Here is a 13,688-nt window from a genome sequence, read left to right as displayed (position 1 = left end):
CTGCCGTCTAGTCCAGGGGGGCGTCGAGCGCCTCGCTCGCGTCGTGCAGGAATCGGTTGAGGATGGCGGCCTGGTGGTCGTCGAGGGTGCGCGCCACCTCCATCATCCGGGAGTGCATCGCGCCCAGGGTGTCGCGCACCTCGGCGTCGCCGCCGATCGTGGCCACCACCGCGAGGCTGCGGCGGTCGCTCGGGTGGGGCATGCGGGTGAGGTGGCCCGACTTGGTGAGGCGGTCGAGCATCACGGTGACGGATGCCGACTTCATGCCCAGATGGTCGGCCAGGTCGCCCGGGGTCACGACGGTGCCGTCGCGTTGGGCCTTCAGAAGAAATCGCAGGGCGGTGAGGTCGTTCTCGCCCATCTTCATCGACTCGCGCGTGCGGCGGCGCATGGCCTCCTCGGCCGCGCGATACGAGCGGAGCTCGGCGATCACCTCGGCGTTCTTCGGCGAGGCGACCTCGTCAGGTCCGGTCATCGACGTGGGCGTCGACCTGATCGACGGCCTCGCGCATCTCGGTGAGGAAGCCGATGATGACGTTCACTTCGTCGGGGGTGAGTCGCTCGACCACGTCGACGAGCTCGGGCCGCACGTCACCGAGGGTGGCGGCCTCGATCGCGTCTTTCGGAACAGTGGGAACGATGATCAGGGCGCGCCGGTCGAACGGGCTCGGCTCGCGGTGGATGTGGCCGTTCTTCTCGAGGCGATCCAGAAGCACCGTGATCGAGGCGCTGGTGATGCCGAGGTACTGGGCGAGCTCCTTGGGGCCGACGGACTTGCCCTGTTCGGAGGCCCGGAGGAGGTAGCGCATGGCGATCAAGTCGTTCTCGCCCATGCCCATCGACTCCTGCGACCGCCGACGCATCGCCGACTCGGCGGCGCGGAAGGTGCGCATCGCCTCGAGCACCGAGACGCTCCTGTCGCGTTCGGCGTCATCTCCGTACCAGTAGTGAGGCGCCGAATCGGGGGGATTCGTGGTCATCCCTTAACCGTAGACCAACTCTTTACTAGTCGGGCTAACAATTAGACCGATCTCACCATCTCTTTTCGCCCCGAACGGGGGATGGAGAAAATGATGATTTCTCATGTACCGTACGGAGTCCAGGGGGTGCTCACTCGGTGGCGACCCCGCCAGGAGAAATGGGGATTCATCATGAACAGAGTAGCAAAAGGCGCCGTGGCGGCGGGAGCCGCGGCCGTTCTGCTGGCCGGTGGGGCGGGCACCTTCGCCCTGTGGTCCGACCAGGCCACCGTCGCCGGTGGCACGATCACGGCCGGGCATCTCTCGCTCGACATCACCGGTGGTCAGTGGAGCGACATCTCCTCCGGCACCCCCACCACGTTCGACCCCGAGTTCGACGAGATCGTGCCGGGAGACGTGGTGCAGTACACCGCTACCGCCGTGGTGGAGGGCGACGGCAAGAACCTGCAGGCCCAGCTGGTGGCCGACACGGCCGACATCGGTGGCGATCTCGCTCCGTACCTCGAGATCACCCTCGGGGTCGACACCACGTTCACCCAGTCGCTCACCTACGACCTGGGCCACGTCGACGGCACCACGCTGCACCCGGTCGTGCTCACCTTCGAGTTCCCGGAGTCCACACCGCTCACCGAGGGAATGGGCACCACGCTCTCGCTGAACGACTTCGAGCTCGCACTCGAGCAGACCACGCCGTGACCGGTTCCGTCGGCTCGCTCGGGTCTCGGCGCGGGTGGGCGCGCCGGGCCGGGCGGGTCGGCGGGTGGCTGGCGCTGGGGGTGACGACGGCGGTGCTGCTGCTTCTCGTGGTGCTGCCGCGGTTGGCGGGAGCCTCGGCCTACACGGTTCTCACGGGGTCGATGGAGCCGGTGCTGCCGCCCGGGGAGCTGGTGGTGGTGCGGCCGGTCGATCCGGCGGCCGTGCGGGTGGGCGACATCGTCACCTATCAGGTGGAGTCGGGCCGGCCGGCGGTCGTCACGCACCGTGTGGTGGGGGTGGGGGTCGACGGCTCGGGGGAGCGGTCGTTCCGGCTCCGCGGCGATGCGAACGGGGCCGACGACCTCGATCCGGTGCGCCCGGAGCAGCTCCGCGGCGTGCTCTGGTATCACGTGCCGCTGCTGGGCCGGCTGAACTCGGCCCTCACCGGAGGGCAGCGCTCCGTGGTCGTGCCGGTGGTGGTGGGCGGCCTCCTCCTGTACGCGGCGATCATGTGGGGTGGGGCTCTGCGGGCCCGGCGACGGGTGGGCCGGCCCGGTCGGCACCGGGGACCGAGGGGGTCTGTCGGGGCTCGCCCCGAATCGTCGGCGACTGATGCGGGGGCGTCGCCATGAGGCCCGGCGCGGCCGGCCGGCGGCGGGTGGGCGTCGTCGCGGCGGTGCTGGTGGCGGCCGGTGTGCTGCTGGGGTGGGCGGGGCCGGCCGCGGCGGCGCCGGGGGTGGAGACCGGGCCGGTGGTGGAGGTGAGCGTCGACGGTGGCGCCTGGGGGCAGGGGCCGGTCGCCCTGATTCCGTCGGAGCACCGGTTCGTGCCGGGAGACGCACTCGAGGTGCAGGTGCGGGTGCGGGTGCGGAACTCGTCGGGGGAGGGCATCCGTCTGGGGGTGGGGCTCAGCGGCCGGGCCACCGATCCGCTGTGGACGGCCCTCGTGGTGCGGCTGTCGACAGCGGGGGAACGGGCGGTCGACGTCAAGGAGTCGGGCGCCGCGGCCGATTCGCTCCAGGTGGAGGGAGAGGTGCGCGCCGGGAACGCGCTCGCCGTGAACGTCGGCGTCGCGCTGCCGGCGTCGGCCGGGCCCGAGTTGCAGCGGCTCGAGACGCCCGTGAGCCTCGTGCTGCAGGCGGCCGTCGTGCCGACGGACGCGGCGGGTGCCGAGGCGGGTGGTGCGCTCGCGGCCACCGGGATGACGGCCCCCGCCGGAGCATGGTTCGTGGGTGGGCTGGCGACAGTAATGGGGGGTGTGCTGACGCTGCTCCAGGTGATATGTGGGTGGCGGCATGGCGACTCACTATCCTGGAGACGACGTGCCGCCCCGAGAACGCGGGCGGCACACTGATCGCAAGGGGGTATGCGCAGTGGCCGAAGAGCTCGACGACGAGTCGGCGGACTACGCCGACTCGCAACGCAGGCGGTCTCGCATCCGGGCATCCGAGGTGCGCCGCCGCGTGCTGGACGTGGCGATGGAGCGGGTGGAGGGCATCGGGCTCACCATCGGCTTCGAGCACATCGTGATGGACGACCTGATCCGTGAGGCGGGTGTGCCGCGCAGCTCGACCTACCGGCTCTGGGACTCCAAGGAGGCGTTCGTCACCGAGCTGCTGATCGAGATCGCCAAGGAGACCTCGAACAAGCTCACCGACGACGCGACGCTCGCGCTGAGCGAGCGCATCCTGTTCGACAACATCGAGGTGCTCGGCACGTCGTCGAACCGCAAGAAGGTGATGTACGAGGTGACGCGGGTGGCTCTGGAGCACAACTACCGTGCCGTGATCGCGTCGGTGGCCTGGCAGTCGTACGTCGGGCTGTCGGCCACGTTGCTCAGCCATCTCGACTGGGCCGCCCGGGAGGAGATCGAGCGGGCCCTGCGCACCGGCAGCACGGAGTTCATCGAGCGGATGGCCGTCTTCCATCGCGAGTTCTCGCAGGTGCTGGGCTACCGGCTGAAGCCGGAGTGGAACGACGACTACCGGCCGTACGCCACCGTCATCTCGGCCGTGGTGGAGGGCCTCGGTCTCCGCCACCTCGGCAACCCGGGCATCGTCGACGCCGTGTACCGGGGGCCGGCCACCATCTCGTCCGACGACCCGGAGTGGGCCCTGCCCGCCGTCACCCTGCTCGCGGTGCTGGAGCACTTCCTGGAGGACGACCCCGACTACGACGCCGACGCCGCCATGGCGAGCCTGCGTGCGGTGGCCGCATCCCGGGAGGCGGGCGCCGCCGCGGGGCCCGGCAGCGTCGAGCCGCTAGCGTAGAGGCGTGGCCGACTTCTCCGTTCTGACCGTGTGCACCGGCAACATCTGCCGATCGCCGATGGCCGAGCAGGTGCTGCGCGCCCGTCTCGCCGACCTTCCCGCCCTGGCCTTCGCGAGTGCGGGAACCTACGCCGGCGAGGGCGACCCGATGACCGAGCAGGCCGCCGCCCTGTCGCAGCGCTTCGGCGGCGACCCCAGCTCACACCGGGCACGGTATCTCGTCGAGCAGTACGTGGCCGACGCCGATCTGGTGTTCGCCATGTCGCGCAGCCACCGCCGCGAGATCGTGGAGCTGGTGCCGCGCAAGGTGTCGGTGACCTTCACCCTTCGCGAGTTCGAACGGCTCTCCGGCGAGCTCGACGACGCCGTCATCGCCGACGCGGCTGCCGGGGCGCCGTCACTGCGGGCGGCGCTCGCCGAGGCCGTCGCGCTGGTCGCTTCGCGGAAGGGCCAGCAGGGTCTCGCGGTGTCGGCCGGCGACGACGACATCGTCGATCCCTACCGGCGCAGCGATGAGGCCTACGAGCGTTCGGCCGCCCAGCTGGTGCCGGCGGCCGAGCGGGCCGCCCATGTTCTGCGCGTTGCGGCGAACGCCTTCCGCGGCTGACGCGCATCCGTCGGGAACCACCCCTGAAACACCGAAACACCGGCCTGCGCGCTGTCGGGTGGGGAGTCGAGCGCGTCGGCCGGTGATTTCGGGTTCATGCAAGGCTATCGACGAGCGGGGCCTTCTCGGTTGTCCCCTTTCGGGGGACAAGCGGCCGGCTGCTACAGGATGGCGCCCGATCCCACGGCGAGAGCGAGCAGGGCGCCGGCGGTGGCCACGAGCACCACGATCATCCCGGCCTTGAACTCGAAGCTGCCGAGCACCTTCTCGCGGGTCGAATAGAGCTCTGGCCGATAGAACCGCCCCTTGGGATGGTGCCGGCCGACGGAGCCCGGCTCGGCGAGCACGCCGGGCCGGATGGTGTCGACGTCGATGCGGAAGGCGTCGACCGCGCCCTCGGCGGGCTCCCCTCCATTGGGGTGGATCTGTTCAGTCATGGTGCGGACATCATAGGCACACTCCGGGGTTCACGCCTCACCCCTTGTACCTCGAACGAGTGACTGGGCCGCGCGGGCGGCCCAGTCTCACTCCCCGGAGGTGGCCCCTGGGCCGGCCCCCGCGGTGGCGAGTGCCTTCTCCACGGCCTGCTTCACGCGGGCGTCCTCGCGGGCCGCGCGGGCGGCGCGACCGCGTCGGCGCAGCACGATGGCGGCCGCGACCAGGGCGAGCACCACGAGCCCCGTGATCACGAGCGTCCACGGCACGGCCCATCCGGTGGCCTCGGCCGACACCGGGTCGAGGCTCGTGGTCGAACCCGAGGCGTCGAGCACCACCGGCGCGACCGTGGCGGTGGCGGTGAGCAGGAACAGCGGCGGCACGCCAGAGACCGGCACGCTCACCGTCCACGATTCGCCGGGAAGCAATTGCGGCGCGGCCGGGATGGCCTCCGCGTCGGCCTGGAACCAGCCGAACGGTCCGGAGACCCCGGCGGCCTGTTCGGCCGTGATCACGGCGTTGCCGGTGTTGTGCAGGGTGTAGCCCACCGTCGCGTCACCGGCCACGAAGGGCAGCCAGCCGCCGTCGTAGTCGACGTGCATGTTCTCGACGGCGAGCCCCGGGGTGAGGTCGCCGCCGATGCGCAGGGAGACCTTGATGCCCAGTCGGCGGTCGACGTTGATGCCCTGCGCGTCGTCGGTCTGTGCCAGAGAGGTGACGATGGCACCCGCGTAGTCGCCGGGGGTGGCGTTCTCGGGCACGGTGAGGGTGAACGGCAGGTCGGCGGTGGCGCCCGGCTCGAGGTGCACGGTGGGGTTGGCCGAGTGCAGCCAGGCCCCCACGGCCGTCGACTCGGCTCCGCCGACCACCACGTCGAACTGGCCGCTGTCGGTGGTGTAGCCGTCGGCCGCGTACACACCGAGATCGAGGGCCTCGGCGCCGTGGTTCACCACCACGAGGGTGTCCTCGACCGAGGTTCCGGGGTCGAGGGCGTAGCTGTAGCTGGTGCGATCCGACCCCTGGTCGTTCGTCGCCGTGCGCACGGCCCAGTCGGCGTCGCCGTCGGCGGCGTGGGCGATGCCCGCGGGGGCGATCAGCAGCCCGAGGGCGACGAGCGCGGTCACCGCGACGGAGGCGGCGAACGAGGAGAGGGCGCGGGCGGAGCGGGCCGGGGTGGTGGTCATGGTGATCCTCGGGGGGAGAGGGTGGGTCGTGCGGGGCGGGTGGTGCGAGATGCCGGGTGGGGCGGGAGCGGTCGCTCCCACCCCACCCGGTCATCCGGAGGGCCTCAGCTGCTGAGTGCGGTGAGGGTGAGGGTGGCGCGGTAGCTGCCCGGGTCGACCAGCGACGGGATCTTCAGCTCCAGGTCGGCGCCCACCTTGGCGGTGCCGCGCTCGTGACCGGCGTCGGCGAACGACAGTCCGCGGGAGACGGACAGGCCCTTGCCTGCCTCGTAACCCGACGGGATCGCCGCTCCCGCGGTGGCTCCGGCACCCTGCTCGATCACCTTCGGCGTCCAGCCGAGGTACTTACCCGAGAACGTGTCGGTGCCGTCGCGGAAGTCGCCGACCGAGGCCGAGATCGACCACGGCGAGAGCGACTGGCGGGTGTCGGTGACGACGATCGGGTTGATCTGACCGCTCGCCTCGAAGTAGTCGCCGTCGTGGTCGGTGGCGGTGCCGAGGTCGACGAGCGTGTTGCGGCCGTCGATCTTCCAGCCGAACTCGCCGGGGGCGGCCGTGGGCACGGTCACCGCGATCTCCTGGTTGTCACCGTGGTTCTGGTGGATGGTGACGGCGTCGACCACGGAGCCGACCGGCTGGGCCGGGGTGGCGCCGCTGTCCGGCCCGCACCACGCCTCGTTGCCGAGCTCGACGGCGGCGTTGGGGGCGTCGCACGTGCCGCTGCGGATGTTCTCGACCACGAGCTGGTCCTTCTTCACCTGCACCTTGACGTAGCTGCGCACGTGCTCCTGGTTCTGCACCGAGTTGTACCAGTAGCTCTGCGGGTTCAGCGGGTCGGCGCCGTTCCCGGCTCCCGACGTGCCGCTCGAGTCGGGCGCGGTGATGTCGTAGTACTTCGAGCCGGAGGCCGAGTTTGCGGTGACGTAGATGACGCCGCCGGGGCCGGGGTAGACCTCGTTCTGGCCGGGCTGCTCATCCGGGTTCGCCTTGGCGCCGTTCTTGATCTCGTAGCTGCGCGAGTAGCTGTGGTCGTGGCCCTGGAGCACCAGGTCGACGCCGAGGTTCGAGAACACGGTGGGGAAGTCGATCTTGCGCTGCTTGTTGTCGGCGTCCTTCGCGTGCGAGGCCGGCGAGTAGATCGAGTGGTGGTACACGAGCACGGTGTACTTGGCCTCGGCACCGTGCTGGTTCACGACGTCGGTGACGTAGCCCACGTGGGCGTCGTCTCCGCCCCCGCCCTGCGAGGTCTTGTAGCTGTTGCTGTTGAGGTCGATGAACAGCACGTCCTTGTAGATGTACCAGTAGTCGCCGCCCGAGGTGTTCGAGGTCGGCTGGCCGTTGGAGTAGTACGCGGCCGAACGGTCGGTGTTCGGCGTGAACAGGTGCTGCTCGTACGCCTTTCCACCCACGTCGTGGTTGCCGATGGTGGCGGCCCAGGGGTACTGGCGCAGTTTGTCGGGAGCGAGGAACGCGTCCCATTGGGTCTCGGTGTTGGCGGTCTCGACCTGGTCGCCGCCCGACACGAGCAGCTCGGCGTTGGGGTTGGCGGCCAGCGACACGTCGAGCGTGTCGGTCCAGCCGGCCTGATCCTTCGCGAGGTTGCCCGACGAGCCGATCTGCGGGTCGCCGTAGAACAGGAAGTCGTAGTCGCCGTCGAAGGTCTGGGTGGAGAAGGAGTAGGTGGCCGACCAGGCGCCCTCCGAACCGACCCGGTAGGAGTACGCGGTGTTCTCCTTCAGGCCGGTGATGGTGGCGTGACGGTTGAATCCGCCGCTGGTGGCGATGTTCGCCGTGCCGAGGGCCGAGAAGGTGGAGGCGGTGGCCGGGAACTGGCCGTTGCTCACCGAAGCGGTCGGGGCCAGCTGAACGGCCTGGGTGGTGTCGGCGGAGGTGTACCAGGTGACGATGCGCTGTGATTCGTCTGCGCCGACGCCGAGGATGATGCCGGTCGAGGTGACCGTATCGGCGGCGTGAGCCGGGGTGGCCGCGAGGGCGCCCACCAGGGCCGAGGTGCAGAGCGCAGCTGCCGCAAGCCACGCGGTCGCGCGGGTGGCCGCGCGCCGGGGTCGTGCAGATGCAGTGAGAGAAGACATTCTCATCCGTTCTCGTGATCGAGGGTCTCCCACGGAGCGTGGGCGAGAGTGATGTTCCGCCGGTGTGGAGAACTCGACGTGAACGGCGACTTCCGTAGGCGTGGCCGGGCAAGGAATGGTTCTGGGCAGATTCTCAGGTTCGTGAGATTGCTTCACGAACTGCAGAATTCTCTCGCCCCTGTGCCCGCGCATCCGCCACCCCCCTCAACCCACACCCACTCAACCCACACCGAGGATGCGCTGCACGAACCAGACGAGCCCGGCCACCGTGACCGAGACGGCCAGGGCCCCCGTGGCCCAGAGCCCCACCCGGGGCGCGCGCCGCCGCAGCAGCACCAGCAGCGGGAACACGATGGCGATGATGGTGAGCTGCACCGCCTCGATTCCCACGTTGAACACCAGCAGCGACCAGAGCAGCGTCCACGACCAGGGCTGGTCGATGCCGAGCGCACTGGCGAAGCCGAGGCCGTGCACCAGCCCGAAGGCGAACACCACCACGAGTCGCAGCCAGCCGGCACGGTCGAGCCCGAGCGGTCCGCTGGTGGAATCGAGCTCGGTGGCGGCTTCGCCCCGCCGCCAGAGCCGCCAGAGGTACCAGGCCGCCACGATCGAGATCGAGATGGCGATCACGGGCTCGATGATCTCGGCCGGAACCGAGACGAGCCCCGTCGCCGCCAGGATGAACGTGATCGAGTGCGCGATGGTGAACGCCGTCGCCGCGAGCACCACCTCCCGCAGCCGTCGCGACCCCGCGATCAGCGCCAGCAGGAACAGGATGTGGTCGATGCCGGTGAGCAGATGCTCCGCCCCCAGGTGGAAGAACTCCCAGAACCGCTCCAGCACGCTCTGCTCGGTGGAGAACGAGGGTTGCGCGGCATCGAGCGAGGCGCTGCCGGTGCGGCCGTCGATGTCGTACGACACGATCGTCTTGGTGCCGGTGACGTACTGCTCGGAGTCGGGGAAGAGCTCCGAGCGGATGACGTGCCCGTCGCCTTCGTCGGGGCAGGCGAGGTCGAGCGGGAGCACCGCGTACGGCGCGCCCTCCTCCTCGGTCATCGTGATCGGCCCGGCCACCGAGGGCTCGCAGGCGGTGCCCGAGGGTGACGTGACGGTGAAGCGATCCTGAACGTAGGCCAGCACCGAGTCGACGTGGCCCTCCAGCGCCGCCGCCTCGGCCACGGGGTCGCCCGCCTCGAAGGCCGCTGTGCCCGCCTGGAAGAGCGGGTCGTCGCCCTCGGCATCGGCGGCCGACACCACGAGCAGGTCGTACTCGAGTTTCAGCTCCGCATGCAGCCCCGTGTCGTCGGTCGACAGGTCGGCGAGCACCACCGACGAGAAACCGTGGGCGGATGCGGCGCCGGGTGCGCCGGCCAGACTCAGCAGGCCGAGTCCCGCCGCCACTATCAGCAGTGCGGTTCTCGTCGTTCTCGTGACCATGGTCGCCCTTCCGTTCGGCGTCGATCAGGCTGTCGCCGAGCGGTGAACGGATGCCCGACCCGAGGAGAACGTCGCGGGAACAGTCGGCGGTGGGGAGGATGGGCCGCCATCCGCTGGGCCAGGCTTGAGCCGCCCCACCCGCTGCCTGCTCCCGGAGGACGAATCCCCTTGCGCCCGCGCCCGCGAATCCTCGCGACGACCGTCGTCTCCCTGCTGGCCGCCGCGCTCCTGGCCGGCTGCGCCTCGAGCGACTGGAGTCAGCCGCATCCGGCGCCGACGGCCATCGGGGCCCTCGGGGAGGGGTTCCTGCCCACCGACCCGCCGAGCCCCGAGGCCACCATCGATCCCGCACCCGGCTCGTGGGACGACGTGCGCCCCTCGCCCGGGTTCCGCGTGGTGCTGCTGCACTCCGGCGACGAGCCCGAGGTGGCCACCCTCACCGACGCGGTGCGCGACTGGGCCGCGGCCGACGACGTCGACCTGCGGGAGGTTCCGGTGGGCGAGCATCCGATCGACTCGGTGGTCGAGGCGATGGACCTGCATCCCGATCTCATCATCAGCGCGGGCAACGACCTGATCGACCCGCTCGCCGCGGTGACGCCCAGCCACCTCGATCAGCTCTTCCTCGTGGTGGGGGCCGAGCTCGCCGAGCCCACCGAGAACGTCACCTCGGTCGACTGGACGGGGGCGGCCTTCCGGGGTGAGGGCCTGGGCGCGGCCTCGCAGTACGACCCCGCGAGCTTCACGGCCGAGCGCTGCGCCGCCGCCGTGCGCGCGGGGGTTGCGGCCGTGCTGCACGGCGACACCGGCATCGTGCTCTGGATCGACTGAGCGTCGCGGGCGCATCCGAAGGGATGGTCATAGGGTCGGGAACGACCGAGCACCGAAGAGAGAGGATGCCTTATGACCGACAACGACGGATCGACCGACGTCAGCGAGCAGGAGAAGAAGCGCGCCGAAGACCTGCCCGACGGCTCGAGCTCCGATGGCAGCACCTCGGAGCCCGGTGAGGACACCGTCTCCGGCGGTGGAGCCCAGGACAGCGGTGACCAGGATGACTGACCCCCGCCACGACGACGCCCCCGACGACATCGACACCGAGGTCGCCAAGCCCGACGACGTCGACCTCGACGACGGCACCGAGGCCGACGGAACCCCCGTCGAGAACCCCTCGGGCTAGACCGCCCACGAGAACGGGCCCCCGTCGTGAGACGGGGGCCCGCATCCGTCAACCGGGGCGAAGGGCGGCTACAGCTCGATCTTGGCGTTCTCGCCCTCGTAGGTCTCGCCGGTGACCTTCGACTTCACCAGGCTGAACAGGGTGGCGACCTTGCCGCCGGGGCTGTCCCAGTACTCGGCGCCGTCGGCGGCGAACTTCAGCAGTCGCACGTTCGGGTCGTCGGGGCCCTCGGGGAACCAGGCCTCGAGGGTCGAGCCCCACAGCTCCTTCACCTTCGCCCGGTCGTCGACCACGCCGGCGGTGCCGGTGAGCGACACCCAGGCGTCGTTCGAGCTCAGTGAGACGCCGGCGCTCGGGTTCACCAGCAGGTTCTCCAGCGATGAGGCGTGGGCGCCCACGATGAACCAGAGGTCGCCGTCGAACTCGGCCTCCTGCACGGTGAGCGGATGCGCGACCAGCTGCCCCTGGTCGTCGACCGTCGTCAGCATGGCGAAGCGGAACTTCTTCACGAGCTCCGCAAGGGTCTCGATGTCGCTTTTCTCAGTCATGCCCGTGACCGTACTGCTGTTGGCGGATTTCGGCTCGCGTGTCTTCATTGGAGGACAGCCCGCGCACGAGAATCAGGACACCATGCCCGAACCCCGCTCCCTCCCGTACCCCCTCGGAATCAGCTTCGTCGACGGGCGCGCGAACGCCGCCGTCTACAGCGAGACCGCCGACGCCGTGTACGTCAGCACCTTCGACGACGGCGGGGAGGAGACCCGCACGATGCTCGCCGAGCGCACCGGTCACGTCTTCCACGGCTTCGTCGACGACCTCGGCGTCGGCACCCGCTACGGACTCCGGGTCGACGGACCGTGGGATCCGGCACGGGGCCTTCGTCACAACGTGAACAAGCTGCTGCTGGACCCGTACGCCACCGCCATCGAGGGCGGCTACGACTACAGCCGCAACGAGAGCCTGTTCGGCCACGAGCTCGGCGACCCCGAGGCGCGCAACGACCGCGACTCCGCGCCGGCCTCCCCGCGCTCGGTGGTGACCTCGGGGCCGGAGGGCAGCACGTTCGACTGGGCCGGCGACCGCGCGCCGCGCATCCCGCTCGCCGACACGGTGATCTACGAGACCCACGTGAAGGGCTTCACGAAGCTGCACCCGGGTGTGCCCGAGGAACTGCGCGGCACCTACGCGGGCCTCGCGCATCCGGCCGCGCTGAGGCACTTCACCGACCTCGGCGTCACCTCGGTGGAGCTGCTGCCCGTGCACCAGTTCGTGCAGGACAGCCACCTCGAGGAGAAGGGCCTGCGCAACTACTGGGGCTACAACTCGATCGGCTTCTTCGCGCCCCACAACGAGTACGCCTCGCGCGGCGCCGTGACGCCGGGCGGTGAGCTGGTGGACGAGTTCAAGGCGATGGTGAAGGCGTTCCACGCGGCCGGCCTCGAGGTCATCCTCGACGTGGTGTACAACCACACCGCCGAGGGCAACGACCTCGGCCCCACGCTGAGCCTCAAGGGCATCGACAACGCGGCGTACTACCGGCTGGTGCAGGGCGACGAGCAGCACTACTTCGACACCACCGGCACCGGCAACAGCCTCAACGTGAGCCACCCGGCCGCGCTGCAGCTGATCATGGACTCGCTGCGGTACTGGGTGACCGAGATGCACGTCGACGGGTTCCGCTTCGACCTCGCCACCACGCTCACCCGGCAGGGCGGCGACGCGGAGCTGCACAGCGCCTTCCTCACGCTCATCCAGCAGGACCCGGTGCTCGCGCCGGTGAAGATGATCGCCGAGCCGTGGGACACCGCGGGTTACCAGGTGGGCGGGTTCCCGGCCGACTGGTCGGAGTGGAACGGCAAGTTCCGCGACGACGTGCGCGACTTCTGGAACGGCGCCGACACGGTGCTGGGAACCGTCGCGCAGCGCATCCTCGGCTCGCCCGACGTGTACGAGGCCGACCGGCGCTCGCCGCTGTCGAGCGTGAACTTCATCACGGCGCACGACGGCTTCACCCTCGCCGACCTCACCTCGTACGCGCAGAAGCACAACGCCGAGAACGGCGAGGACAGCAAGGACGGCGAGAGCGACAACCGCTCCTCGAACGGCGGCGCCGAGGGCCCCACCGACGACGAGGCCGTGAACGCGCGCCGCGATCGCAAGCGCCGCAACCTGATGGCCACGCTGCTGCTCTCGGCGGGCGTGCCGATGATCCTCGGGGGCGACGAACTGGGCCGCACCCAGGGCGGCAACAACAACGCCTACTGCCAGGACAACGAGGTGTCGTGGTTCGACTGGGCGGCCGCCGACGAGTCGCTGCTGGAGTTCACCCGCTCGCTGCTCACGCTGCGTCGCGAGAGCCCGGCGCTCAGGCCGCAGTGGTTCCGTCAGGCGCCCGATGCCGACGTGCCCGAGGAGATCGCGGGCGACACCGTGGTTCCCGTGCGCAGCGACGGCAAGGAGTTCGCCGACCACGACTGGGACAACCCCAACGCCCGCACCATCACGCTGGTGTTCGAGCACGAGGGCGACGACAGCTTCGCGCTGCTGCTGAACGCGGCCGAGAACGGTGTGGAGTTCCAGGTTCCGGATGCGCCGGGCGCCGAGTGGGAGCTGGCGCTCTCCAGCGACCCCGATCAGCAGGTGGTCGCCCCCGTCACCACGCTCATCGCCTCGGGGGGCTCGTTCACGCTTCTCCGCTCCCGCGCCTAGGCTGCGCCGAGTTGGGGGGGGGGGGGGGGGTGGAGGGGGGGGGGGGGGGGAGAGGAGAGGAACACGGAAGGGGGGGGGGAGGGGGGGGGGGAGGAAG

16 protein-coding genes are annotated in these 13,688 nt (G+C 70.3%); 9 read left to right on the top strand and 7 right to left on the bottom strand.

The features are described from left to right. Positions 1 to 7: 7 nt before the first annotated feature. Positions 8 to 475, bottom strand: coding sequence for a MarR family winged helix-turn-helix transcriptional regulator (locus tag ACEXOR_RS06540; protein WP_374848641.1), 468 nt, complete (start codon positions 473 to 475; stop codon positions 8 to 10). Beyond that, the gene (locus ACEXOR_RS06535) at positions 462 to 980 is read right to left on the bottom strand and encodes a MarR family winged helix-turn-helix transcriptional regulator (RefSeq protein WP_374848640.1); all 519 of its coding nucleotides are present in this window, start codon (positions 978 to 980) and stop codon (positions 462 to 464) included. The genes ACEXOR_RS06540 and ACEXOR_RS06535 overlap by 14 nt, the downstream gene beginning before the upstream one ends. Positions 981 to 1,151: 171 nt before the next feature. Between ACEXOR_RS06535 and ACEXOR_RS06530 the strand changes: the two genes are divergently transcribed. The 5 genes from ACEXOR_RS06530 to ACEXOR_RS06510 are packed head-to-tail and all read left to right on the top strand — an operon-like array spanning position 1,152 to position 4,553. Then, positions 1,152 to 1,676: an alternate-type signal peptide domain-containing protein gene (locus tag ACEXOR_RS06530; protein ID WP_374848639.1), complete on the top strand. Its 525-nt coding sequence runs from the start codon at positions 1,152 to 1,154 to the stop codon at positions 1,674 to 1,676. Then, entirely contained in the window at positions 1,673 to 2,308 is a 636-nt protein-coding gene (locus tag ACEXOR_RS06525) for a signal peptidase I (RefSeq protein ID WP_374848638.1), read from the top strand. Before ACEXOR_RS06530 ends, ACEXOR_RS06525 begins: the two co-directional genes overlap by 4 nt. Then, the gene (locus ACEXOR_RS06520; protein WP_374848637.1) at positions 2,305 to 3,030 is read left to right on the top strand and encodes a hypothetical protein; all 726 of its coding nucleotides are present in this window, start codon (positions 2,305 to 2,307) and stop codon (positions 3,028 to 3,030) included. The genes ACEXOR_RS06525 and ACEXOR_RS06520 overlap by 4 nt, the downstream gene beginning before the upstream one ends. Before the next feature lie 19 nt (positions 3,031 to 3,049). Then, complete coding sequence (locus tag ACEXOR_RS06515; RefSeq protein WP_374848636.1) at positions 3,050 to 3,946, top strand: TetR/AcrR family transcriptional regulator; 897 nt, start codon at positions 3,050 to 3,052, stop codon at positions 3,944 to 3,946. A gap of 4 nt (positions 3,947 to 3,950) precedes the next feature. Further along, entirely contained in the window at positions 3,951 to 4,553 is a 603-nt protein-coding gene (locus ACEXOR_RS06510; RefSeq protein WP_374848635.1) for an arsenate reductase/protein-tyrosine-phosphatase family protein, read from the top strand. 161 nt (positions 4,554 to 4,714) lie between these two features. Here the strand turns inward: ACEXOR_RS06510 and ACEXOR_RS06505 are convergent, their stop codons facing one another. The 4 genes from ACEXOR_RS06505 to ACEXOR_RS06490 form a co-directional block, all read right to left on the bottom strand. Further along, positions 4,715 to 4,990 carry a hypothetical protein gene (locus ACEXOR_RS06505; protein ID WP_374848634.1) on the bottom strand — a complete coding sequence of 92 codons (276 nt, stop codon included), beginning with the start codon at positions 4,988 to 4,990 and terminating at the stop codon, positions 4,715 to 4,717. Between the two features lie 87 nt (positions 4,991 to 5,077). Beyond that, positions 5,078 to 6,172, bottom strand: a complete 1,095-nt coding sequence (locus ACEXOR_RS06500; RefSeq protein ID WP_374848633.1) for a WxL protein peptidoglycan domain-containing protein — start codon at positions 6,170 to 6,172, stop codon at positions 5,078 to 5,080. Positions 6,173 to 6,276: 104 nt separating this feature from the next. Further along, the gene (locus ACEXOR_RS06495) at positions 6,277 to 8,265 is read right to left on the bottom strand and encodes a purple acid phosphatase family protein (RefSeq protein WP_374848632.1); all 1,989 of its coding nucleotides are present in this window, start codon (positions 8,263 to 8,265) and stop codon (positions 6,277 to 6,279) included. A 219-nt stretch (positions 8,266 to 8,484) separates the two neighbouring features. After that, on the bottom strand, positions 8,485 to 9,702 hold the full coding sequence (locus ACEXOR_RS06490) for a HupE/UreJ family protein (protein ID WP_374848631.1): 1,218 nt from the start codon (positions 9,700 to 9,702) through the stop codon (positions 8,485 to 8,487). A gap of 168 nt (positions 9,703 to 9,870) precedes the next feature. On the opposite strand from ACEXOR_RS06490, the gene ACEXOR_RS06485 reads away from it, so the two are divergent. From ACEXOR_RS06485 to ACEXOR_RS06475, 3 genes are all read left to right on the top strand, one after another. Beyond that, a complete protein-coding gene (locus ACEXOR_RS06485; protein ID WP_374848630.1) occupies positions 9,871 to 10,533 on the top strand; it encodes a type 1 periplasmic-binding domain-containing protein in 663 nt (220 codons plus the stop codon). A gap of 72 nt (positions 10,534 to 10,605) precedes the next feature. Beyond that, positions 10,606 to 10,764 carry a hypothetical protein gene (locus ACEXOR_RS06480; RefSeq protein ID WP_374848629.1) on the top strand — a complete coding sequence of 53 codons (159 nt, stop codon included), beginning with the start codon at positions 10,606 to 10,608 and terminating at the stop codon, positions 10,762 to 10,764. Beyond that, positions 10,757 to 10,882 carry a hypothetical protein gene (locus ACEXOR_RS06475; RefSeq protein ID WP_374848628.1) on the top strand — a complete coding sequence of 42 codons (126 nt, stop codon included), beginning with the start codon at positions 10,757 to 10,759 and terminating at the stop codon, positions 10,880 to 10,882. The genes ACEXOR_RS06480 and ACEXOR_RS06475 overlap by 8 nt, the downstream gene beginning before the upstream one ends. A 68-nt stretch (positions 10,883 to 10,950) precedes the next feature. Here the strand turns inward: ACEXOR_RS06475 and ACEXOR_RS06470 are convergent, their stop codons facing one another. After that, positions 10,951 to 11,430 (bottom strand): pyridoxamine 5'-phosphate oxidase family protein, encoded by a 480-nt coding sequence (locus ACEXOR_RS06470; RefSeq protein WP_374848626.1) that lies wholly within the window; start codon positions 11,428 to 11,430, stop codon positions 10,951 to 10,953. A gap of 82 nt (positions 11,431 to 11,512) precedes the next feature. Between ACEXOR_RS06470 and glgX the strand changes: the two genes are divergently transcribed. Next, positions 11,513 to 13,591 carry a glycogen debranching protein GlgX gene (glgX, locus tag ACEXOR_RS06465; RefSeq protein WP_374848625.1) on the top strand — a complete coding sequence of 693 codons (2,079 nt, stop codon included), beginning with the start codon at positions 11,513 to 11,515 and terminating at the stop codon, positions 13,589 to 13,591. Positions 13,592 to 13,688: the final 97 nt, after the last annotated feature.

Origin of the sequence: Herbiconiux liangxiaofengii, assembly GCF_041927335.1 — a bacterium.
Lineage (GTDB): Bacteria > Actinomycetota > Actinomycetes > Actinomycetales > Microbacteriaceae > Herbiconiux > Herbiconiux liangxiaofengii.
This window is presented reverse-complemented; position numbering and strand designations above follow the sequence as displayed.